Source organism: Micrococcus sp. 116 (assembly GCF_902506395.1).
In the GTDB taxonomy this organism is placed as follows: domain Bacteria; phylum Actinomycetota; class Actinomycetes; order Actinomycetales; family Micrococcaceae; genus Micrococcus; species Micrococcus luteus.
The window spans coordinates 2,479,653-2,499,137 of the sequence record NZ_LR732370.1 but is presented as its reverse complement, the minus strand read 5'-3'; the positions used below and the strand labels follow the sequence as shown (position 1 = coordinate 2,499,137).

Below are 19,485 nucleotides of genomic sequence, written 5' to 3'. Positions count from 1 at the left end.
GTTCGGACGCACGCCCGTGGTCCGCCGCGGGCGCCCGGCGCCGGACCACGGGCGTGCGTCCGAACCCGGCGCGACCCTTCGGGGTCGAGGTGCTGGTCCCGGCCGGTCCGTCACCCGACACGGCACCCGGCCGGACGCCCGGCGCGCGTGGCGGGGGGACGCCGTCGTACTGGGTCTACGGGCACGACCGCACCCCGTGCCTGCGCTGCCGCGGCCCCGTCCGCCAGGAGGACTACGGCTCCCCCGAGGACGACGCGCGGCGGCTGTGGTGGTGTCCGCACTGCCAGCGCTGACCCGGACGCGCCCGAACGGTGGCCGCGTGTCCTCCCCGCTCCCTACGCTGAACCCGCCCCGACCCGAGGAGGAGCCATGGCCGACCCGTTCCCCAAGGACCCGGAGGGCGCCGTCGTCGCGCTCGTGCTGGCCGGCGGCACCGGCGGCCGCCTCATGCCGCTCACCGCGGCCCGCGCCAAGCCGATGGTGCCGCTGGCGGGCCAGTACCGGCTGATCGACGTCGTCCTGTCCAACCTGGCCCACTCGCGCCTGCGGGACGTGTGGGTCGTGGAGCAGTACCGCCCCTTCACGCTCAACCAGCACCTGGCCGGCGGCCGGCCGTGGGATCTCGACGGCACCCGCCACGGCCTGCGGCTCCTGCCTCCCGCGCAGGGCCGCGCCGAGGAGGGCTTCGCCCGCGGCAACGGCCACGCGATCGCCCAGCAGCTGCCGCTGCTGGAGCAGTTCGGCGCCGAGACCGTCGTGGTGCTCTCCGCGGACCACCTGTACCAGCTGGACCTGCGCCCCGTGCTGGCCGAGCACGCCCGCTCCGGCGCCGAGCTCACCGTGGTCACCACCGAGACGGACGAGGACCCCTCGCGCTTCGGCGTCGTGCAGGTGGACGACGACGGCGCCGTGACCGACTACGCCTACAAGCCGGAGGACCCGGCGGGCACGCTCGTGGCCACCGAGGTGTTCGTGTTCGACGTCGCCGCGCTCTCCGAGGTGGTCGGCGACCTCGTGGCGGGCGAGGACGAGGCGGCCACCAAGGACGAGGGCGAGACCGATGAGGACGGCGACCCCGTGGGCTCCTCCCTCGGCGACTACGGGGAGAGCATCATCCCGGCGTTCGTGGCGCGGGGGCGCGTGCGGGAGCACCGCCTCGCGGGGTACTGGCGGGACATCGGCACCCTGGATGCGTACGTCCGCGCCCACCGGGAGATCCTCGAGGGCACCGGCCTGGACATCGCCGCCGAAGGATGGCCGCTGATCACCAACACCCACCAGGCGCCGCCGGCGTGGGTGGCCCCGGACGCCCGCGTCTCCGGCTCGCTGCTCAGCCCGGGCTGCCGGATCGAGGGCGAGGTGTCGGACAGCGTGGTCGGCCCCGGGGTGGTCGTGGCGGCCGGCGCCACGGTGCGCGGCAGCCTCCTGCTCGGCGACTGCGAAGTCCCCGCGGGCGCGGTGCTGGACACCGTGGTGGTCGACGTCGGCGGGGCGGTCCCGGCGCACGAGGTGACGGGGCGCGCCGCGCCGGCCGAGGAGGTCGTGGTGCTCACCCCGCAGGACCGCGGCCCGGCCGAGGACGAGACCACCGGCTCCGGCCGGCCCGGCCGGTCGGACTGAGCGGCGCCGGTCGGACGCAGCCGCGCCGGGCTGGGAGGATGGACCCGTGGCCGTCCCCTCTCCCCTCCCCCCGCGCAACGGCGTCAACGCCACGCGCCTGCGCCTGCCCACCTCCGGCTGGCCCACCGCGCAGGACTACGTGCTCCACCGGTTCGGTCACGTGGACCCGGAGGGCATCCGCGCGCGCTTCGCACGCGGCGAGGTCGTGGCGGCGGACGGCACCGCACTGACGCCGACGACGCCGCTGGGCGTGCACGACGACCTCTGGTACTACCGGGACGTCCCCGACGAGGCCCCGCTGCCCGTGACGCACACGCTCCTGCACCGCGACGAGCACCTCGTGGTCATCCACAAGCCGCACTTCCTGCCCACCACCCCGGGCGGCCGCTTCGTCCAGGAGACCGCGCTGGTGCGGCTGCGCAACGAGCTCGGCCTCGATGACCTCGTGCCCCTGCACCGGCTCGACCGGGCGACGGCCGGCGTCGTGATGTTCTCCGCGAACCCGGCCACCCGCGGCGCCTACCACCTGCTCTTCGAGCGGCGTGCCGTGGCCAAGACCTACGAGGCCGTGGCGCTCCTGCCGGACGCCCCCGACGACGGCGCCCGCCGCCCCGGCGCCCCGGCCGACCCCGTCCTGGGGCGATTCCCGCTGACCGTGCGCAGCCGGATCCGCAAGGACAAGGGGATCCTGCGCTCCGTGGTGGAGGAGATCCCGCCGGCCGCCTCGGGACGCCGGGCGGGCGCGCCGGTGCGGACCCGGCGGTCGAACCGGCCCCACGCCGGGGCGAACGCGGAGTCCCGGGTGGAGCTGCTGGGCGCCGGCGTCTCCGCCGGGACGCTGGCGGGGCGGCGCGTGGCGCACCTGCGACTCACCCCGCGCACGGGCCGCACCCACCAGCTGCGCATCCACCTGGCCGCCCTGGGCCTGGGCATCGCGTTCGACCCGTTCTACCCGGACCTGCTCGACCTCGCCCCGGACGACGTCACGCGTCCCCTGCAGCTGCTCTCCCGGTCGCTGCGCTTCACGGACCCGGTGACGGGCGAGGAGCGGGAGTTCACCTCCCCCGCTGAGCTGCAGGAGCGACCGCGGTGACGGGCGGGGACCCGGCCGCCCTGATGGACGCGCTCGGAGTGTGGTTCCACCCGCTCACCGCGCTGCTCGTGGCCCTGGACGCCCCGATCCCACCCGTCCCGTCGGAGGTGGTGGTCATCGGCTCGGGGGCGCTCGCGGCGGAGGGCCGGGTCTCCCCCGTGGCCGCGGTGCTGGCGGCGTGGCTGGGCTGCTGGGCCGGGGACGTCGGCCTCTACGCGCTGTTCCGCCACGGCCTCGCCGACCGCCTGGACCGCTGGGCGTGGTGGCGGCGGATCCACCGGGGGATCCGGAGCCTGCTGGTGCGGGTGGGCCCGGCGGGCAGCCTGGCGGGGCTGTCCGTGCTGCGGTTCGTCTCGGGCGGACGGACGGCGTCGATGGCGGCGGCCGGGATCGGCGGGATCCGCTGGCCCGTGTTCCTGTGGCTGTCCGGGGCGGGCTCGCTCGCATGGTCCGGGTCCATGGTGGGGCTCGGCTGGATCACCGGCCGGGCCACCGGCCTGCCGTGGTGGGCGTCCGCGGTGGTCGGCATGGTGTTCGGTACCCTTGCAGGGTTGATGATCGCGGGGATCGTGGCCCACCGTCGCCGGGGCCGGAAGGGGTGAGCATGCAGGACGCGTCCTCCGAGTCCCGCGCCGCCCTCGAGCGCCTCCGGGACGCCTCGGCACCCCGTCCCGACGACGACGCGACGCGTGCTCCCGCCGCGCGCCCTCGCCGCGCCCTGGCCGCGCCCGGGGAGATCTCCCGCCGCGATCTGCGCCGTCACGAGCGCGCCCTGCGCTCGGGCCGACCCGAGACCGCCGCCGAGCGCCGCGTGCGCGAGGACCGCCGCGCGGACGTGCACCGCGCCATGGACCGTCTGCGCACCCCGGGCGCTCCCGCCCAGCAGCGTCCACGCCGCGACCTCAGCGAGATCCTGGACCGCCTCGGCAGCCCGGACCTCGCCCGTTTCACCGACCCGCTCGTCGGCACGGTCGAACGCATCCTCCCCGCCCCGGGCCGGGACCCGGAGAAGGCCGCGGAGGCCGCACGCCGCCGCACTGCGGCCGAGGAGCGCCGGCGGGCCCGCCTCGACGAGGAGGCCCGCCGGGCCCAGGCCGCGCGGGTGGCCCGCCGCCGCCGCGAGGAGGAGAAGCAGCGCCGTCGGCGTGAAGCCGAGCGGCGCCGTCGGGTGGCGGCCGAGGAGAAGGCACGTGCCGCCGCCGAGGCGGAGGCCCGCCGCCGGGAGCGGGAGGAACGGCGCCGCCGGGAGGCGGAGGTCGCCGCCGAGCGCGCCCGCGTGCAGGCGGAGCGGCGGGCCCGCGAGGAGGCCGCGCTCGCCGAGCGGGAGCGGCTCCGGCTCGAAGCGGAGGCGGAGGCGGAGCGCCGTCGGCAGGCGGCCGAGGCCGAACGCCGTCGCCTCGAGGCCGAACGCGTCGAGGCCGAGCGGCGCCGTCGGGCCGAGGAGGCCGAGCGGCGCCGTCGCGAGGCGGAGGAGGCCGCCCGCCGCGAGGCCGAGCGACGTCGTCGCCAGGCCGCACGCGTCCGCGCCCACACCGTGCTGCACGCCGAACGCGCCCTCGCCCAGGCCCGGCTCCTCGAGGACCGAGCCCGGGAGGCCGAGCGCCGCGCGGCGGAGGACGCCGCCCGCCGCCGCCGCGAGCACGAGGAGCGGGAGTCCCGCGCGCTGGCCCGGGCCGCGCGCGAGCTCGAGGGCCCCGAGGTCTTCCCGGCCGCCGCCGACCGGCCGCTGCTGTCCGACCCGGAGGAGCGGCTCACCGATGAGGAGCTCTTCGCCCGGGCCCGGGTGGCCCTGCCCGAGTGGCGGCGGCGGCAGCGGCTCTCCACGAAGGCGCAGGCCGTCCGGGCCGAGGCCACCGCCCACTCCTCGGCGGGGCCGGTCACGGGCGCCCTGCCCCTGATCCCCGGCTACACCCCCGCGCCGCCCGAGGAGCCGGCCGGCTCACCGACCGCTGCGGACCGACGCGGCCAGGCGCTGCTGACCGTCGTGTGGGCGCTGTTCGTGCTCTCCGGCGCGTGGGGCCTCGGTCTGGCCGGCCGCGTCCCGGGGCTCGCCGCGCTCGACGCCGGCGCCTACCCGCTCACCGCCGACGGCCGACACGGCCCCGACGCGAGCGTGTTCGGGCTGTCCCCGCTGCACCCGGCGATCTGGCCGGTGCTGTGGCTGCTGACCGGGATGTACGTGCTCCGGCAGTGGGGGCCGGGCCAGGGCGCGTCGCCGCGGCACCGCCGCATCCGAGGCGCGGTCGCGGGGACCCTGCTGGCGCTGGCGCTGTGGTTCCCCCTGGCCGTCCTGGCCCCCGGGGGCTTCGACGTCGTCCCGTGGCTGCTCGCCCTGGTCCTCATGCTCCGTGTGGTCCGGCGGCTCGGCGCCCGCCCGGCGGCCCGCCGCGTCGCACGGGTGGCCGAGGACGGCGCGCTCGGCGTGCTGCTGGGCACCCTCCTCGCCGGCGCACCCACCGCGGTGGGCGCCGCCCTCCACGCCTGGGGTGTGCACGTCGACTGGTTCCCGACCGAGCTGCTCGCCCTGCTGGTGCTGGTGGCCCTGCTGCTGGCGGCCCTGCGCCTCGTGCTCGGGGGGCGCGGCCGCATGGGTGTGGCCCTGGGCATGGCCTGGACCCTGCTCTGCCTCGCCCTGCCCCGCCTGCTGCCCAGCCCGCTCGGGGCGCAGCAGAGCGTGTGGGTGGGTCTCGCGGCCGCCTTCGGGGCGCTGCTGCTGGTCACCGCCGCGGCCGTGCGCCGCTCCTGGGCCCGCCAGATCGAGCGCGACGCCGCCCGCCGGCCGCACCCGGCCGGCGCCTGAGCCCGGCCCCGTTCAGCGCCCGAGCCCAGCGGGCACCGGGACCCACCGGCCGCCGTCGCGCCGGAGCACGTCCAGCCGGCCCGTCACGGCGACGCCGGACACCGCCTCCGCCATCCGCCGCGCCACCTCGGCGGCCTCGGCGTCCTCGCCGGCCCGGTGCGAGCCGGGCACCGTGAAGCGCAGCACGATCCGCGGGACGCGCGCGACGACCTCGATGTCCTTCGCCGCGAGCACGTGCGTGGCCTGGACGGCGGCCTCGGCCAGGTCCATGACCTCTTCGGGTCGGTGGCCGGGCAGGAGGTCGCCGATCTGCAGGCGGGCGCGGTAGGAGGGCATGGGCCCAGGGTAGGGGTGGACGCAGCAGCGGTGACGACTTCTCTCGTCGCGCGGGCCGGCCCGCCCTTCCGCCCGCGGCGGACGCGAGCCCTCCCGTGTCCGGACCCGATCGTAGGGTGGGGTGCATGACTCAGACCGCCACCCCGCAGACCGACGCCCCCGCCGTGCCCGCGATCTTCGAACCGATCGAGATCAACGGCGTGCGCGTGCGCAACCGCCTGATCCTGCCGCCGATGTGCCAGTACTCGTGCGAGGCGCGCGACGGCGTCCCCCACGGCTGGCACTTCCAGCACCTGGGCGCCCGCGCGGCCGGCGGCTTCGGGATCGTGGTGGCCGAGGCCACCGCCGTCACCCCCGAGGGACGCATCTCCGCGTGGGACACCGGCCTGTGGAACGACGAGCAGCGGGACGCGTGGGCGCCGATCGCCGAGTTCATCGCCTCCCAGGGCGCCCTGCCCGCCATCCAGCTCGGCCACGCCGGCGCCAAGGCCTCGACCGTCCCCATGCACCCGGGCGCGCCCGCCGGGCAGCCGATCCTCGAGGGCCCCGACTCCTGGGAGACCCTCTCCCCCTCCGGCGTGGCCACCAACTCCATGGAGATCCGCACCCACGCGATGCGGGTGGACGAGATCCGGGAGACCGTCCAGGCCTTCGCCGACGCCGCCGAGCGCGCCGACCGTGCCGGCTTCGGCGCCGTGCAGCTGCACGCCGCCCACGGCTACCTCATCCACCAGTTCCTCTCGCCGCTGACCAACACCCGGACCGACGAGTACGGCGGGGACTTCGAGGGCCGCACCCGCTTCCTCAAGGAGGTCGTGGCGGCCGTGCGCGAGGTGTGGCCCGCGGACAAGGTCCTCGGCATCCGCATCTCCGGCTCGGACTGGGTCGAGGGCGGCTGGAGCATCGAGGAGACCGTCCGCCTGGCGCAGGAGCTGCAGGGGCAGGTGCACTGGTTCGACCTGTCCTCCGCGGGCATCGGGGACACCTACGAGGGCCCTCAGGGCCCGGGCTATCAGGTGCCGTTGGCCACCGCCGTGAAGGAGGGCACCGAGGGGATCGTGGTGTCCGCCGTCGGCTCGCTGACCGGCGCCGAGGAGGTCGCGGCCGTGGTGGACGAGGACCGCGCCGACGCCGTCTGCGTGGGCCGCGCCGCCCTGGCGAACCCGAACTGGCCGACCGCGGCCGCCCTCGCGCTCGACGTCCCCTCGGAGCAGGTGCCGATGGCCCGGCAGTACTTCCGCGCCAAGTGGTGAGCGGAACACGCGGGACCCGGTGTGCCCCCGGCGCGGAACTCCGGTAGAACAGAACCATGAGCGTGCGCACCCCCGACCCGAATCCGGGCTGGCTGTCCGACGAGGACCTCTACGAGGCCCGGCGTCGGCTGCCCATGGTGTATGTGGAGGCCATCCCGGTGCGGCTGGACTCCCTCGGCTACGTCACCGAGATCGGCCTGCTCTACGTGGCGGATGAGACCGGCACGTTCCAGCGGACGTTCGTCTCCGGCCGCGTCCAGTACCGGGAGACCATCCGCGCCGCGCTGATGCGCCACCTGGAGAAGGACCTCGGCCCGCTCGCGTTCCCGCAGCTGCCGCCGTCGGTGGTCCCCTGCACCGTCGCCGAGTACTTCCCGGCGCCGTCCGAGACCGGGCTGACGGACGACCGCCAGCACGCCGTGGCCCTGGTGTACGTGGTGCCGGTGACGGGTGAGTGCCAGCCGCGCCAGAACGCGCTCGAGCTGACCTGGCTCACCCCCGAGGAGGCCCTCGGCGAGGACATCCAGGCCGAGTTCATCGGTGGCCGCGGGGACCTGGTGCGCCAGGCCCTCGCCCACGTGGGATGGGGGCGCTGAGCATGGCACCGGTCGTCGGCGGCTATCTCCGCCATCTGAAGTCCCAGGACGTGCAGCCCGGGGACAGCTTCCTGACCCGCCGCGGCGAGCCCGCCCCGCCCGTGGCCTCGACCCGGGTGATGCGGGACGACTTCGGCACCCCCGCGCTCGTGATCGCCACCCTCGAGGGCGGCCGCGAGGTCAAGATCGCCCACGGCTCCGTGATCCGGGTCCGCACGGACCGCCCGGAGGAGCGCAGGGCCGTCCCGGACACCACCTTCTCCCCCGTGGACGCGGGCTCCCCCGAGGAGCGGATCGTCGCCGTCGGCAAGCGCCACCTCGAGGACACCGAGCTGACCGCCACCGCGGCCCGGCTCTCGCACGGGTTGAACCTGCGCTCCGGCTCCCAGCTGGAGGACGTGTTCGGCATGGCCGAGCGGCTCTACCTGCTGCACGAGGACACCGAGGGCACGCTCGCCACCCTGGGCCTGCTGACGAACCTGCCGTGGGACGGGGCCGTGGGGCGGTGGAAGTCCATCCAGGCCGCGCTGTCCCTGGCGTCGCTGATCCTGCGCGAGGAGGGCGAGCACATCGCCGCCGCCAACCTCGGTCGGCGCCTGCTCGAGGCGGACGAGGTCCCCTCCGAGCCGGGCCGGGCGTCCCGCGTGCTCGAAGTGCGCCAGCGTCAGCTCAACGAGCCGCCGCTCTACGACCGGGAGATCTCCCGCGCCCTGCAGGCCCGCGACGCCGAGGCCGAGTATCAGTGGCGCCGGGCCCGGTTCGGCCAGCTGCTCTACCTGCGTGCCCGCGGCGGCTCGGAGACGCTCACGGACGCCGACCTGGATTCCCGGATCGCCCGGGAGCTCGGCACGCTGCGCACCCTCGCCGACGAGCTCGAGGCGAAGGCAGCCACGCGCCGGTGAGGCCCAGCCGCGGGACGGGCGTCGAGAGCCGGCCCCGTCCCCGGTGACACGCCCTCCGGGGTGCGGTTCGTGTGGCGCACCTCACTCTCCAGCCCCTGTCGGGGCTATGCGCCCGACATGACCGGCTCCGCACCCGCTCAGCTCCGCCCCCTCCGCGCCACGGACGCGCCCGCCGTCCTGGCGGCCTTCCACGCGGGCACCGTCGGCATGGCCGACCCCGGGGAGGTCACCGACGAGGCCTCCGCCCGCGCCTACGTCGACGGACTGGTCCAGGCGGAGGGGACGGACGCCGTCGCCGTGGTGGAGCGCGGGACGGACACGCTGATCGGCCTGGTCGCCGTCGTGCGCGACGAGGCGCACGGCACCGGCGCGCTCACCGCCTGGCTGCATCAGGGCTGGCGCGGGGACGCGATCATGTCGCGTGCGGCGACCACCGTGGCGGGCGCCGAACTGGCCGAGGGCGGCCTCGAGCGGATCGAACTGGCCCACCGGGCGGACAGCCCGACGGCGGGGGCCGTCGCCCGGGCCGCCGGGCTCCGACACGAAGGCACGCAGCGCGGCCGCCTCCGCGCGGGCGGGCGGCGGCTCGACGTGCACCGCTACGGCCGGCTGGCCGCGGACCCGCTGCCCGAGGAGCGCGTCCGTCCCCTGCCGTGGGCCTCCGACGCCCGCCCCTGGGCCGACCGCTGACCGCGGCCCGCCCCCGACGACGCCCCACGACGCCGCCGCGCCCTCCCGGCCCGATGCCCCGCTAGTCTGCCGAGATGACCACCCCGACCGGCGCCGTCCCGAGCCCGCATCCGCGGCCGTTCCTCCTCGTCCAGACGCGCCCCGAAGACGACGCCGCGGCCGCCGAGGTCGAGGCCGTCCAGCGACTGGGCGGCTATCCGGAGGGCCGGCTGCGCGTGCTGCGCCTGGACCGCGTCGTGCAGCGCCCGGACGTGGCCACGCACGGCCTGGACTGGGAGGCGGAGCTCGCGGACGTCGCCGCCGTGATCCTGCCCGGCAGCCCGTTCACGGGCTCCGATCCCGAGGAGACCAAGTCCCCCGTGCAGCGCGCCGTGGAGGCGGAGCTGGGCCGGATGCTCGACGTCGTCCGGCGCCGCGACCTGCCGTTCCTCGGCTGCTGCTACGGCGTCGGCACGCTGGGCCGGCACGCCGGCGGCGTCGTGGACAACGCCCATGGCGAGTCGGCCGCGCCCGTCGAGGTCACGCTCACCGACGAGGGTGCCGCAGATCCGCTGCTGGCCGGGGTGCCCCGCGTGTTCGCGGCGTACGTCGGCCACAAGGAGGCGATGAGCGCGCTGCCGCCCGGCGCGGTGCTGCTCGCCGAGGGCGCCGACTGCCCCGTGCAGATGTTCCGGCTCGGCACCCGCCAGTACGCCACCCAGTTCCACCCGGAGCTGGACCAGGCCGGGATCCTCGAGCGCCTTGAGATCTACCGCGAGCACGGGTACTTCGCGCCGGGCGAGTACGAGCCCACGGTGGCGGGGCTGGCCGCCGTCGACCCCGAGCACCCGCGCCGGATCCTGGCGAACTTCCGCACGCTGTTCGGCTGAGCCGCCCGGCCCACCCCGTAGCGTGGCCGCATGGACACGCACCGCGCCACCGCTTCCCTGCCCTGGATCGACGGCCCCGCCGTGCGCGCCGCCCTGAGCCCGCGCGCCGCCGTCGACGCGCTGGAGGCGGCCCTCGCCGCCGGCCTGGACCCGGAGGCCGACGCCCCCCGCACCCGCGTGGCCACCGCCGCCGGGCAGCTGCTGCAGATGCCCTCGACGCGCGGGGCCGAGGTCGGCACCAAGCTGCTCACCCTCACCCCGGACAACCCCGAGCGCGGACTGCCCGTCATCCAGGGCGTCTACGTGCTGTTCGGCGCCCCGGGCACCCCCGGCCAGGCACCGCGGGCCGTGCTGGACGGCGTCGAGCTCACGGGCCTGCGCACCTCCGCGGTGTCCGCGCTCGGGGTGCGGCTGCTCGCGGACGCCTCGCCCCGGCACCTGGTCGTGTTCGGCACGGGCGTGCAGGCGTGGGAGCACGCGCTCACCTTCCAGGACGTGTTCGGGCTGGAGTGGGTGTCCGTGGTGGGCCGCGACGCCGGCCGGGCCGCCGCCCTGGCCGCGCGCATCGAAGCGGAGCTGGGCGTGACCGCGCGCGCCGCGGGCCCGGAGGCCGTGGCGGAGGCGGACGTCGTGGTGACGTGCACGGCCGCGACGGCCCCGCTGTTCGACGGGACGCTCGTGCCGGAGCACGCGACGGTCGTGGCGATGGGCTCGCACACCACGGACGCCCGCGAGACCGACGACGCCCTGGCCCGCCGCGCGACCGTGGCGGTGGAGTCGCGGGACTCGGCCGCCCGCGAGGCCGGGGACGTGACCCTCGCGATCGACTCCGGTGCGCTGGCCGGGATCGAGGACACGGTGACGCTGGCCGAGCTCGTGGCCGGGACCGCGCGTCGTCGGGAGGGCGCGCCCGCCCTGTTCGTCACCACCGGCATGCCCTGGCAGGACCTGGTGGTGGCGAGCGCAGTGGCGCGGGAGGTGCTGGGCTGAGCCGGGGCGGCCTGCGGTGCCTGCGCACTACCCTGGGTCCCATGCCTGAGACCCCCGCCGCCCCGACGCCGCAGCCCGCCTCCGGTGCCCCCGCGCATCCCTCGCAGTTCGGCTTCGAGGTGACGCACCGGCTGGAGACCGGCGGTGCGGACGGCGCCCCGCTCGGGCGCACCGGTGTGATCACCACGCCGCACGGGCGGATCCAGACGCCGGCGTTCATCCCCGTCGCGACGCAGGCCTCGGTGAAGGCGGTGCTGCCCGAGTCCATGGCGGAGCTCGGCGCACAGGCGCTGCTGGCCAACGCGTATCACCTGTACCTGCAGCCCGGCGACGGCCTCCTGGACGAGGCCGGCGGCCTCGGCGCGTTCATGAACTGGCCCGGGCCGACCTTCACGGACTCGGGCGGCTTCCAGGTGATGAGCCTCGGCTCGGGCTTCAAGAAGGTCATCGACATGAAGGGCCCCGGCGCGCCCGAGGGGCAGGGCGCCGACGACGCCGTCGCCCCCGGAAAGGAGCGCCTGGCCAACGTCGACGACGACGGCGTCTGGTTCAAGTCCCACCTCACCGGGGACCGGCACCGGTTCACCCCCGAGGTGTCCGTGGGCATCCAGCACAACCTCGGCGCGGACATCATGTTCGCCTTCGACGAGCTGACCACCCTGCACAACTCCCGCGGCTACCAGGAGGAGGCGCTCGAGCGCACCCGCCGCTGGGCCCAGCGCTGCCTCGACGAGCATGCCCGCCTCACCGGGGTCCGCGCGGCGCGGCCGTACCAGGCGCTGTTCGGCGTGATCCAGGGGGCCCAGTACGAGGACCTGCGCCGCAAGGCCTGCCGCGGCCTCGCGGCGATGCGGGCCGAGTTCCCGGCCGCGGGGGAGCTCGACGGCGTGACGACCGGCTTCGACGGCTACGGCGTCGGCGGGGCCCTGGAGAAGGAGAACCTCGGGACCATCGTGGGCTGGTGCGCGCAGGAGCTGCCCGAGGACAAGCCGCGCCACCTGCTGGGCATCTCCGAGCCCGACGACCTGTTCACCGCCGTCGAGAACGGCGCCGACACCTTCGACTGCGTCTCCCCCACCCGGGTGGCCCGCACCGGCGCGTTCTACACCCGCGACGGGCGCTACAACCTGCCCGGGGCGAAGTACCGCCGTGACTTCGGCCCGCTGGACCCCGAGTGCGACTGCTACACGTGCGCCCACTACTCCCGCGCGTACCTGCGGCACCTGTTCAAGGCGAAGGAGATGGTGGCGCACACCCTCCTCTCCATCCACAACGAGCGGTTCACGGTCTCGCTCGTGGACCGGATCCGCGCGGCCATGCAGGACGGCACGCTCGCCGAGCTCAAGGCCGAGACCCTCGGCCGGTACTACGCCCCGAAGGGCTGAGGGGTGCTGGGTCCGCCGGCACGCTGCGGGGGGGAGCCAGCACGCTGCGACGGGCGCGAGCCAGACGTTTCTGCTGTTCTGAGGGGGCTGTCACGACCGATTCGTCTGGCTCAGCGCCGCTCGGACGCGTAGAAGACGTGAGCCAGACGATTCAGTGGCTCCTGCACAGGGCCGCCGGCCCGGCTCGCCCTCCACGGCCCTCCCGCTCGCCATCCGGGGTCCACCGCCGGAAGGGGAGGCTGGCGGCATGGTCGCCCCTCCTCCGCACGACGACGCCCTCGGCCCCGTCTTCCCGGTCGCCGCGGGGCTGCAGGCCGGTCTGACGGCCTCGCAGCTGCGCGGCCCCCGGTTCGACGCCCCGCACCACGGGCTGCGGCACCTCGCCGGGGGTCAGCCCTCACTGGCCGACGTCGTCCGCGCCCTCCAGCGGACGAACCCCGGCACCGCGGCCACCCACGCCACCGCCGCTCGCCTCTGGGGGATGTGGCTGCCGCGGCAGTGGGAGCGCGGCCCCATCCATCTGGGGCGCACGCGGGCCGAGGGCGGGGCGCCGCGCCGCAGCGGCGTCGTCGGGCATGAGCTGCACCCGCAGGACCCCGTGCTGGTGCGCTCGGGGGTGCGGATCACGACGCCGGCCGCCACCTGGGCGGCGCTGGCGCAGCTGGGTCTGCCGTTGGCCGACGTCGTCGCCGCCGGGGACAGCCTGCTGCAACGGGCGGACGGCCCGGCCGGCCGGCGTCGCCCCGGCGAGCATCCGCGGTGCACCGTGCGTGATCTGGAGGCGGAGGTGCTGCGGGTGCGCGGGAGGCGAGGGACGCGGACCCTGCGAGCGGCCCTGCCGCTGCTCAGGGACGGCGCGGATTCGAGGGCCGAGACGCTCCTCCGACTGGCGCTGGCCGACGCGGGTGTGCCGGAGCCGGAGGTGAATCCGCTGCTGATGCTGAGCGACGGGTCCACCGTCCGGCCAGACCTGGTGTGGCGGGAGGCCCGTGTCTGCGTGCAGTACGAGGGCGATCATCACCGGACGGACCCGCAGCAGTGGCGCCGTGACATCGAGCGCGACCGCCGGATGCAGGCCGAGGGGTGGATCGTGCTGCGCGTGACCGCCAGCGTCGTCACCCAGCGGGGCCTCGACGCCCTGCTGCGCGACCTCGCCGCCCACCTGCGGCTCCCTCTGCCTGCGTGAGCCAGATGAATCGGCCGCCGAGCCAGACGAATCGGCGGCAGGGGGGCGTGCGTACCAGCAGAAATCTCTGGCTCACGCCGCCGCCCCCGCTCGCGTCATCTCACACGAACGCGCCGACCCCCGTGATCTCGCGGCCGATGATCAGCCCCTGCACGGTCTCGGTGCCCTCGTAGGTGTGGATCGCCTCGATGTCCGCGAAGTGGCGGGCCACCTCGTTCTGGATGAGGATGCCGTTGCCACCGAGCAGGTCGCGCGCGTTCGCGGCGATGGACCGCGCGGCGCGCGTCGCCGAGTACTTGGCCATGGACGCCATCGGCCCGGTGAGCCGCCCCTCGTCCTCGAGCCGGGTCGCACGCAGCACGAGCAGCTGCACCTGGGTGAGCTGAGAGAGCATCTCGGCCAGGCGGGTCTGCACGCTCTGGGCGGCGGCCAGCGGCCGGCCGAACTGGACGCGCTGCCCCGCGTACTGCACCGCCGCCTCGTAGCAGCCCACGGCCTTCCCGAGGGCGGACCACGCGACGCCCGCGCGCGTGGCGAAGAGGACGCGGGAGGTGTCCTTGAAGGAGCGGGCCTCGGGCAGGACGTCGGCGTCGGGCACGAAGACGCCGTCGAGGGTGATGTGGGCCTGGTCGATGGCCCGCAGCGCGACCTTGCCCTTGATGACCTCGGCCGTGTAGCCCTCGGACTCCTGGCGCACGATGAACCCGCGGACCTTCTCGTCCTCGGCGCTGCGCGCCCACACCACGGTCACCCCGCCGGCGGCCCCGTTGCCGATCCACTTCTTGTGCCCGTGCAGCCGCCAGCCGCCGTCGACGCGCTCGGCGCGGGTCTCCAGCGAGACCGAGTCGGAGCCGTGGGTCGGCTCCGTGAGGGCGAAGGCGCCGTAGAGCTCGCCGCGCGCCATGGCCGGCAGGTGCTCGGCACGCTGCTCCTCGCTGCCGCACAGCTGGATCGAGCGCATGGCCAGACCGCCCTGCACGCCCGTCATCGTGGCGATCGAGCCGTCCAGGCGCGAGAGCTCCATCATGGCCAGGCCCGCTGCAACGCGGGAGACGTCGGGCAGCCCGTCCACGGGGACGCCGTCGCGCAGCAGGTCGGCCTGCCCCAGGCGGGCCACGAGGTCCAGCGGGTACTCGTGGCGGTCCCACGCCTCCCGGATCCGGGGCAGCACGTCCGGCTCGAGGGCGAAGGCGCGGGCTCGACGCCACACGTCCTTCTCGGCGTCGGAGACGTCCGCGAGCGCCAAGTAGAAGTCGGTGTCCAGCGGCGTGGCGACGTCGTACTCGGGCTCGACGGTGGGCAGGGTCTCGGTCATGGTGGCCTCCCGGGCGGGGTCGGAGAGATGGGTGTGTCCGTCATCACCCTACACCAACTGACACGCCATCTCACAGAATCAGACGCAGTCTCACCCCCTCTCCTCGCCCGTGGCACCATGGCCCGCATGACGACGCCCGCCGAGGACACCCTCACCGCCCTGATCCACCTGCTGGACCGCGAGGGCTACGACGCCGTCACGGCCGACCAGCTCGCCCGCCAGGCCGGCATGAGCCGGGCCAGCTTCTTCCGCCACCTCGGCGGGAAGGAGGAGGTGGTCTTCGCCGACCACGCGGCGCTGCTCGCCCGCCTGGACGACTTCCTGCGCGGCACCTCCCTCGGCGTGCGGGAGGCCCTCGAGGAGGCGGTCCTCCAGGTCTTCCGGCATCACACCGCCGATCCGGACCGGGCCCGGGCGCGCTCCCGCCTGCTGCGCGGCTCCCAGGCGCTGCGCACGCGCGAGCTGCTCACCTCGCACCGCTACACGGAGCTGTTCTCCGGCTGGCTCGCCACGGCCCTGCCGGACACGCCCGCGCGCGGCGGGGTCGCCGTCGGGCTGGCGGCGGCCGTGGTGGCCGTCCACAACCGCGCCCTGCGGGCGTGGCTCCACGCCCCGGCCGACGACGCCGAGGCCGGCCTGCGCGCGGACCTCGCGGAGGTCATCGCGCGGCTCACGGCCGAGCCGGCCGAGGCCGAACGAACGCTCGCCGCCGTGCGCCGACTCGTGGGCTGACGCCCCGCCCTCAGCGGCCGGCGACCTGCGCGTTCTCCGCCCCGAACGCGGGCGGGTAGCGGAACTCGCCGGCCGGCACCTCCGCGCCGTCCTGGAGCGTGAGGATCTGCAGCGCCTCGGGTTGACGCGCGAAGGCCGCGTGCACGCCGTGCTCGGAGGCCCGGTGGAAGCCGAACTTCGCGTAGTACTCGGGCCAGCCGTAGACCACCACGACCTCCTCGCCGTCGGCCTGGGCCTTCTGGAGCAGGGCGTTGACGAGCGCGGTGCCGGCGCCCTCGCCCTGGTGCTCGGGCAGGACGCCGTGCGGGGCGAGGGCGATCACCTCGGCGTGGTCGATGTGGGCCCGGACCAGGGTGCCGTAGCCCATCGGGTCCGACTGCAGGTCCGTGCCGGGGATCGCGGCGGTCATGGCCACGAGGGAGTACTGGGGCAGCCAGCCCTCCGCGCCGCCGGCGAGCGCCTCGACGAGGTCGGCCTCGGCCGTGGACGCGAAGGCGAGCTCGGCGATCTGGCGGACGGCGCGGCGGTCGGCCGGATCGTCGTGATCGGCCTCGCGGGTGGACCAGCGGTGGCCGAGATCCTGGCCGGCAGGGACGTGGGCGGTGCGGTGGCCGGGGGTCTGGGTGCTGTTCTGCTCGGCGCTCATGCGCTCACCGTAGCCAGGGTGTGACCCCGGATACAGAGACGGCGCCCTGCGTCACGCTCGTGACGCGGGCGCCGTCGCCTCCTCCGGCCGGGGCGGGCTCAGTCGATCTGCAGCTCGCCCATCGGGCCGAAACCCTCCGCACCGACCTGCTCGGAGATGATCTGGGGCGTGCTCGCCAGCAGCGGGCGCATCGCGTCCAGGCCCTCCTGGAAGTGCGGGGACGCGACGTGGGCCTGCGCACCCTCGTCCGTGAACCCCTCGAGCAGGAAGTACTCGTTCGGGCCGCCTTCCACCGGGCGGTACCACTCGAAGAACAGGTTGCCGGGCTCGGAGCGCACGTCCGCGGTGTACTTCGCGACGGCGTCCATCCACTCGTCGGCACGCTCGGGCTGGACGGTGAACTTCAGGTTGATGAGGATCATGCCGTCCATTCTGGTCCACCCGGCACGGCCGCGGCACGGCCTCGCGTCCGCCGCGCGCGGAACCGCCGGGCCAGCAGCCACAGGCCCACGACGACGGCGACCACCAGCACGGCGACCAGCACCGGCAGGAACAGCGCGGCCGCGACGAGGCCGGCCGCCGAGACGTCCTCGGCCGCCGAGAGCACGGGCGCGGCGGCCCCCACCGTGACCGTGTCGGCTCCCACGACCGTCTGGACGACGTCGTTGACCGCGTCCACCCCGGGGATCTTGTCCGCGACGAGCTCGAGCGCGAGCAGGGCGCCGAGGATCCAGAGGGAGGCGTCGGCGGAGAGCCACGTCCACCCCGCGGGCAGGTCGACGAGCCCCGTGAACCGGTCCAGCAGACCCAGGGCGAGCAGGGGGATGTAGGCGTTGAGCCCGGCCGAGGTGGCCAGGCCCGTGCCGGTGAGGAACTCGAGCACGTCCGTCCCCGTCCTTCGCGGGTCGCTCGGGGCGCCCGGGCGGACGCTCCGGGTCCGAGGACCCTCGTTCCCCGGTGAACACCGCCGGCCGTCGGGCGCTTCCCGTCCGGGGTCGGTCCTACCATGGGCGCATGCCCCAGACCGCTCACTCCCCCCAGCACTCCGCCTCCGCCCCCGCGCTCGCCCTGACCATCGCCGGGTCCGAGGCCACCGGCGGCGCCGGCGCCCAGGCCGACCTCAAGACGTTCCAGGAACTCGGCGTCTTCGGCATCGTGGCGCTGACCTGCATCGTCTCCTTCGACCCGGAGGACGACTGGAACCACCGCTTCTTCCCCGTGCCCACCGAGATCCTCCAGCAGCAGCTCGACGCCATCCAGGGCGACTACCCGGAGCGGCTGCGCACCGTGAAGCTGGGCATGCAGGGCTCCCCGGAGGTCATCCGCACCTCGGCCGCGGCCCTGCGCCGCGCCGAGTGGGACCACGTGGTCCTGGACCCCGTGCTCATCTGCAAGGGCCAGGAGCCGGGCCACGCCCTGGACACGGACCAGGCGCTCAAGGCCGAGCTGCTGCCGCTGGCCACCTTCACCACCCCGAACCACTTCGAGACGGAGCAGCTCTCCGGCATGACCGTGCGCTCGGTCGAGGACCTGACGGCGGCCGCTCGGCGCATCCACGAGATCTCCGGCGCGGCCGTCCTGGCCAAGGGCGGGATGCACCTGCCCGGCCCGGACGCCGTGGACGTGTTCGTGGACGGGGACACCGTGGAGGTGCTCTCCGCCCCGAAGATCGGCCAGTCCGGCGTCTCTGGTGCGGGCTGCTCGCTCGCCGCCGCCGTCACCGCCGAGTTGGCCAAGGGTGCCACCACGCTCGAGGCCGCGCGCCGCGCCAAGGAGTTCGTGCGAGCCGGCATCGCGCAGGCGGTGGAGGGCCGCACGCCGTTCGCCGCCCTGTGGCAGGGCGGCCTGCGCTCCGCTTGAGCGCGCACGTGGGCCGCTGACTCGTCCTGAGCCGGGCGGTGCGCCACACTGGGGGCATGAAGCTCCCCTCCCCCGCCCCTTCCGCCCCCGGCGAGGTCCACCACTCGGCGTCGTCCGTTCCCGTCGACGGCGTCGAGGCCGTCGTCCCCGCGCTGCGCCAGCGCGCCCTCGCCCCGGGCGGCCGGCTCTACGGGCTGGCGGCGGCGGCCGCGGTCGGCGGGCTCACCCTGCTGGATCCGCACGCCCGCCGAGGGCGCGAGCGTCGGGCCCTCGCAGAGCTCGAGGCCGCCGTCAGCGGCACGTTTCTCGCGGCCGAGACCGCCAACGCCCTCCACACCGCCGCGATCGCCGACGGCGAGGTGGCCCCCTCCCCCGCCGCGCGTGCCCTGCGCGGGCTCGGCGGACTGGCCGTCGGCGGCGCGGTCGCGGCGGTCGCGCTGCGCACCACCGGCCTGAACGACCGGGTCGACGGCGCCGTGGTGCGCGGGCTCCAGCGGGCCGGCGTCCCCGCCCCGCGCGTCGCGCTGGCCGCAGCGGCCTCCCTGGCGATGCTGCTGGCCAACGAGGACGCCCGCCGGACCCGCCGCGACGCCGTCGAACTCGCCGTCACCGGACCCGCCGGCCTGGACGAGGACACGGTCGACGAGGTCGAGCCGGAGGCCACCGCCGAGCTGCCGGTCGAGGTGCGCGTCCTGCTCGAGACCCTGCTCGACCCGGCGCTGGCCGAGGGCCGGGACCTGCCCGGGGCTGAGGCGCTGCGCTCCCAGCTGCCGCACGCCCGCACCGTCACCTCGGTGGCCGAGGCCATCCGTGAAGCCGGCGAGGTCCCGGACTGGGTGCCGCTCGTCGTCCAGACCGACGACGACGTCCGGCGCGCGGTGCCGAACGACTGCGTCTGGCCCGTCCGCGGCCGCTTCGCCTCCGGATCCGCCGGAGGACACGAGCTCGAGCTGCGCCTGCAGGTGATCGACGGGGAGATCGGCGCCCTGACGGTGACCCTGCCCGCGGACGCCGAGGCGGACAGCGACGCCTGGGACGCGTTCCAGGAGATCGAGTCCTTCCCCGGCGTCGAGGACCTGGCCTTCCACGTGGACGGCGACCGGCGCGCCTGACCGGGAACTCTCCCGGGGCCCGTCCAGCCCGGCCCACTACAGTGGGGACCCGCCCGACGTCGTCGATCCCCCTCCCGGAGAGTTCCCGCCAGGACCACCC

20 protein-coding genes and 1 pseudogene are annotated in these 19,485 nt (G+C 75.7%); 16 read left to right on the top strand and 5 right to left on the bottom strand.

Annotated features, from left to right (window positions below):
- The 5 genes and pseudogenes from CITRIK5_RS12300 to CITRIK5_RS11670 all read left to right on the top strand — a co-directional run.
- A pseudogene (locus tag CITRIK5_RS12300) lies at positions 1–293 on the top strand (formamidopyrimidine-DNA glycosylase); the annotation flags it as partial.
- Positions 294–369: 76 nt separating this feature from the next.
- The gene (locus CITRIK5_RS11685) at positions 370–1,620 is read left to right on the top strand and encodes a glucose-1-phosphate adenylyltransferase family protein (RefSeq protein ID WP_159833675.1); all 1,251 of its coding nucleotides are present in this window, start codon (positions 370–372) and stop codon (positions 1,618–1,620) included.
- 46 nt (positions 1,621–1,666) lie between these two features.
- Positions 1,667–2,713 carry a pseudouridine synthase gene (locus CITRIK5_RS11680; RefSeq protein ID WP_159833673.1) on the top strand — a complete coding sequence of 349 codons (1,047 nt, stop codon included), beginning with the start codon at positions 1,667–1,669 and terminating at the stop codon, positions 2,711–2,713.
- The gene (locus CITRIK5_RS11675; RefSeq protein WP_141843284.1) at positions 2,710–3,315 is read left to right on the top strand and encodes a DedA family protein; all 606 of its coding nucleotides are present in this window, start codon (positions 2,710–2,712) and stop codon (positions 3,313–3,315) included. Before CITRIK5_RS11680 ends, CITRIK5_RS11675 begins: the two co-directional genes overlap by 4 nt.
- Positions 3,316–3,317: 2 nt before the next feature.
- The gene (locus CITRIK5_RS11670; protein ID WP_159833671.1) at positions 3,318–5,513 is read left to right on the top strand and encodes a hypothetical protein; all 2,196 of its coding nucleotides are present in this window, start codon (positions 3,318–3,320) and stop codon (positions 5,511–5,513) included.
- Positions 5,514–5,525: 12 nt separating this feature from the next.
- Here the strand turns inward: CITRIK5_RS11670 and CITRIK5_RS11665 are convergent, their stop codons facing one another.
- Positions 5,526–5,849, bottom strand: a complete 324-nt coding sequence (locus CITRIK5_RS11665; protein WP_036339857.1) for a hypothetical protein — start codon at positions 5,847–5,849, stop codon at positions 5,526–5,528.
- Between the two features lie 125 nt (positions 5,850–5,974).
- Here CITRIK5_RS11665 and CITRIK5_RS11660 point away from each other — a divergent pair, with 125 nt between their 5' ends.
- The 8 genes from CITRIK5_RS11660 to CITRIK5_RS11625 all read left to right on the top strand — a co-directional run bounded on the left by CITRIK5_RS11660 (position 5,975) and on the right by CITRIK5_RS11625 (position 13,720).
- A complete protein-coding gene (locus tag CITRIK5_RS11660; protein ID WP_036339859.1) occupies positions 5,975–7,102 on the top strand; it encodes an NADH:flavin oxidoreductase/NADH oxidase in 1,128 nt (375 codons plus the stop codon).
- A gap of 56 nt (positions 7,103–7,158) precedes the next feature.
- The gene (locus CITRIK5_RS11655) at positions 7,159–7,698 is read left to right on the top strand and encodes an NUDIX hydrolase family protein (RefSeq protein WP_036316089.1); all 540 of its coding nucleotides are present in this window, start codon (positions 7,159–7,161) and stop codon (positions 7,696–7,698) included.
- A 2-nt stretch (positions 7,699–7,700) separates the two neighbouring features.
- Entirely contained in the window at positions 7,701–8,600 is a 900-nt protein-coding gene (locus CITRIK5_RS11650; RefSeq protein WP_230956227.1) for a DUF6707 family protein, read from the top strand.
- A gap of 117 nt (positions 8,601–8,717) precedes the next feature.
- Positions 8,718–9,290: a GNAT family N-acetyltransferase gene (locus CITRIK5_RS11645; RefSeq protein ID WP_159833669.1), complete on the top strand. Its 573-nt coding sequence runs from the start codon at positions 8,718–8,720 to the stop codon at positions 9,288–9,290.
- Between the two features lie 74 nt (positions 9,291–9,364).
- A complete protein-coding gene (locus CITRIK5_RS11640) occupies positions 9,365–10,159 on the top strand; it encodes a glutamine amidotransferase (RefSeq protein WP_044659061.1) in 795 nt (264 codons plus the stop codon).
- Between the two features lie 30 nt (positions 10,160–10,189).
- Positions 10,190–11,149, top strand: coding sequence for an ornithine cyclodeaminase family protein (locus tag CITRIK5_RS11635; RefSeq protein WP_159833667.1), 960 nt, complete (start codon positions 10,190–10,192; stop codon positions 11,147–11,149).
- A gap of 41 nt (positions 11,150–11,190) precedes the next feature.
- On the top strand, positions 11,191–12,534 hold the full coding sequence (tgt, locus tag CITRIK5_RS11630) for a tRNA guanosine(34) transglycosylase Tgt (protein WP_095353570.1): 1,344 nt from the start codon (positions 11,191–11,193) through the stop codon (positions 12,532–12,534).
- A gap of 247 nt (positions 12,535–12,781) precedes the next feature.
- On the top strand, positions 12,782–13,720 hold the full coding sequence (locus CITRIK5_RS11625) for an endonuclease domain-containing protein (RefSeq protein ID WP_134376988.1): 939 nt from the start codon (positions 12,782–12,784) through the stop codon (positions 13,718–13,720).
- Between the two features lie 100 nt (positions 13,721–13,820).
- Here the strand turns inward: CITRIK5_RS11625 and CITRIK5_RS11620 are convergent, their stop codons facing one another.
- Positions 13,821–15,035 (bottom strand): acyl-CoA dehydrogenase family protein, encoded by a 1,215-nt coding sequence (locus tag CITRIK5_RS11620; protein WP_144879289.1) that lies wholly within the window; start codon positions 15,033–15,035, stop codon positions 13,821–13,823.
- A 126-nt stretch (positions 15,036–15,161) separates the two neighbouring features.
- On the opposite strand from CITRIK5_RS11620, the gene CITRIK5_RS11615 reads away from it, so the two are divergent.
- The gene (locus tag CITRIK5_RS11615) at positions 15,162–15,767 is read left to right on the top strand and encodes a TetR/AcrR family transcriptional regulator (protein ID WP_036341145.1); all 606 of its coding nucleotides are present in this window, start codon (positions 15,162–15,164) and stop codon (positions 15,765–15,767) included.
- A 10-nt stretch (positions 15,768–15,777) separates the two neighbouring features.
- Here the strand turns inward: CITRIK5_RS11615 and CITRIK5_RS11610 are convergent, their stop codons facing one another.
- From CITRIK5_RS11610 to CITRIK5_RS11600, 3 genes are all read right to left on the bottom strand, one after another.
- Positions 15,778–16,413 (bottom strand): GNAT family N-acetyltransferase, encoded by a 636-nt coding sequence (locus CITRIK5_RS11610; RefSeq protein ID WP_002856702.1) that lies wholly within the window; start codon positions 16,411–16,413, stop codon positions 15,778–15,780.
- 98 nt (positions 16,414–16,511) lie between these two features.
- Positions 16,512–16,835: a putative quinol monooxygenase gene (locus CITRIK5_RS11605; protein ID WP_010079505.1), complete on the bottom strand. Its 324-nt coding sequence runs from the start codon at positions 16,833–16,835 to the stop codon at positions 16,512–16,514.
- Positions 16,832–17,296, bottom strand: coding sequence for a DUF4126 domain-containing protein (locus CITRIK5_RS11600; RefSeq protein WP_044659066.1), 465 nt, complete (start codon positions 17,294–17,296; stop codon positions 16,832–16,834). The genes CITRIK5_RS11605 and CITRIK5_RS11600 overlap by 4 nt, the downstream gene beginning before the upstream one ends.
- Before the next feature lie 131 nt (positions 17,297–17,427).
- Between CITRIK5_RS11600 and CITRIK5_RS11595 the strand changes: the two genes are divergently transcribed.
- Both CITRIK5_RS11595 and CITRIK5_RS11590 read left to right on the top strand, forming a co-directional pair.
- Complete coding sequence (locus CITRIK5_RS11595) at positions 17,428–18,273, top strand: hydroxymethylpyrimidine/phosphomethylpyrimidine kinase (protein WP_020624820.1); 846 nt, start codon at positions 17,428–17,430, stop codon at positions 18,271–18,273.
- Positions 18,274–18,329: 56 nt separating this feature from the next.
- Complete coding sequence (locus tag CITRIK5_RS11590) at positions 18,330–19,385, top strand: hypothetical protein (protein ID WP_044659067.1); 1,056 nt, start codon at positions 18,330–18,332, stop codon at positions 19,383–19,385.
- The last annotated feature ends 100 nt before the right edge of the window (positions 19,386–19,485 follow it).

What these genes read in the sequence shown, in the direction of transcription:
- CITRIK5_RS11625 (WP_134376988.1), top strand. Translation starts at nt 12,782, where the DNA reads ATGGTCGCCCCTCCTCCGCACGACGACGCCCTCGGCCCCGTCTTCCCG.
- CITRIK5_RS11655 (WP_036316089.1), top strand. Translation starts at nt 7,159, where the DNA reads ATGAGCGTGCGCACCCCCGACCCGAATCCGGGCTGGCTGTCCGACGAG.
- CITRIK5_RS11595 (WP_020624820.1), top strand. Translation starts at nt 17,428, where the DNA reads ATGCCCCAGACCGCTCACTCCCCCCAGCACTCCGCCTCCGCCCCCGCG.
- CITRIK5_RS11645 (WP_159833669.1), top strand. Translation starts at nt 8,718, where the DNA reads ATGACCGGCTCCGCACCCGCTCAGCTCCGCCCCCTCCGCGCCACGGAC.
- CITRIK5_RS11660 (WP_036339859.1), top strand. Translation starts at nt 5,975, where the DNA reads ATGACTCAGACCGCCACCCCGCAGACCGACGCCCCCGCCGTGCCCGCG.
- CITRIK5_RS11635 (WP_159833667.1), top strand. Translation starts at nt 10,190, where the DNA reads ATGGACACGCACCGCGCCACCGCTTCCCTGCCCTGGATCGACGGCCCC.
- tgt (WP_095353570.1), top strand. Translation starts at nt 11,191, where the DNA reads ATGCCTGAGACCCCCGCCGCCCCGACGCCGCAGCCCGCCTCCGGTGCC.
- CITRIK5_RS11640 (WP_044659061.1), top strand. Translation starts at nt 9,365, where the DNA reads ATGACCACCCCGACCGGCGCCGTCCCGAGCCCGCATCCGCGGCCGTTC.
- CITRIK5_RS11670 (WP_159833671.1), top strand. Translation starts at nt 3,318, where the DNA reads ATGCAGGACGCGTCCTCCGAGTCCCGCGCCGCCCTCGAGCGCCTCCGG.
- CITRIK5_RS11620 (WP_144879289.1), bottom strand. Translation starts at nt 15,035, where the DNA reads ATGACCGAGACCCTGCCCACCGTCGAGCCCGAGTACGACGTCGCCACG.
- CITRIK5_RS11610 (WP_002856702.1), bottom strand. Translation starts at nt 16,413, where the DNA reads ATGAGCGCCGAGCAGAACAGCACCCAGACCCCCGGCCACCGCACCGCC.
- CITRIK5_RS11605 (WP_010079505.1), bottom strand. Translation starts at nt 16,835, where the DNA reads ATGATCCTCATCAACCTGAAGTTCACCGTCCAGCCCGAGCGTGCCGAC.
- CITRIK5_RS11615 (WP_036341145.1), top strand. Translation starts at nt 15,162, where the DNA reads ATGACGACGCCCGCCGAGGACACCCTCACCGCCCTGATCCACCTGCTG.
- CITRIK5_RS11590 (WP_044659067.1), top strand. Translation starts at nt 18,330, where the DNA reads ATGAAGCTCCCCTCCCCCGCCCCTTCCGCCCCCGGCGAGGTCCACCAC.
- CITRIK5_RS11665 (WP_036339857.1), bottom strand. Translation starts at nt 5,849, where the DNA reads ATGCCCTCCTACCGCGCCCGCCTGCAGATCGGCGACCTCCTGCCCGGC.
- CITRIK5_RS11685 (WP_159833675.1), top strand. Translation starts at nt 370, where the DNA reads ATGGCCGACCCGTTCCCCAAGGACCCGGAGGGCGCCGTCGTCGCGCTC.
- CITRIK5_RS11650 (WP_230956227.1), top strand. Translation starts at nt 7,701, where the DNA reads ATGGCACCGGTCGTCGGCGGCTATCTCCGCCATCTGAAGTCCCAGGAC.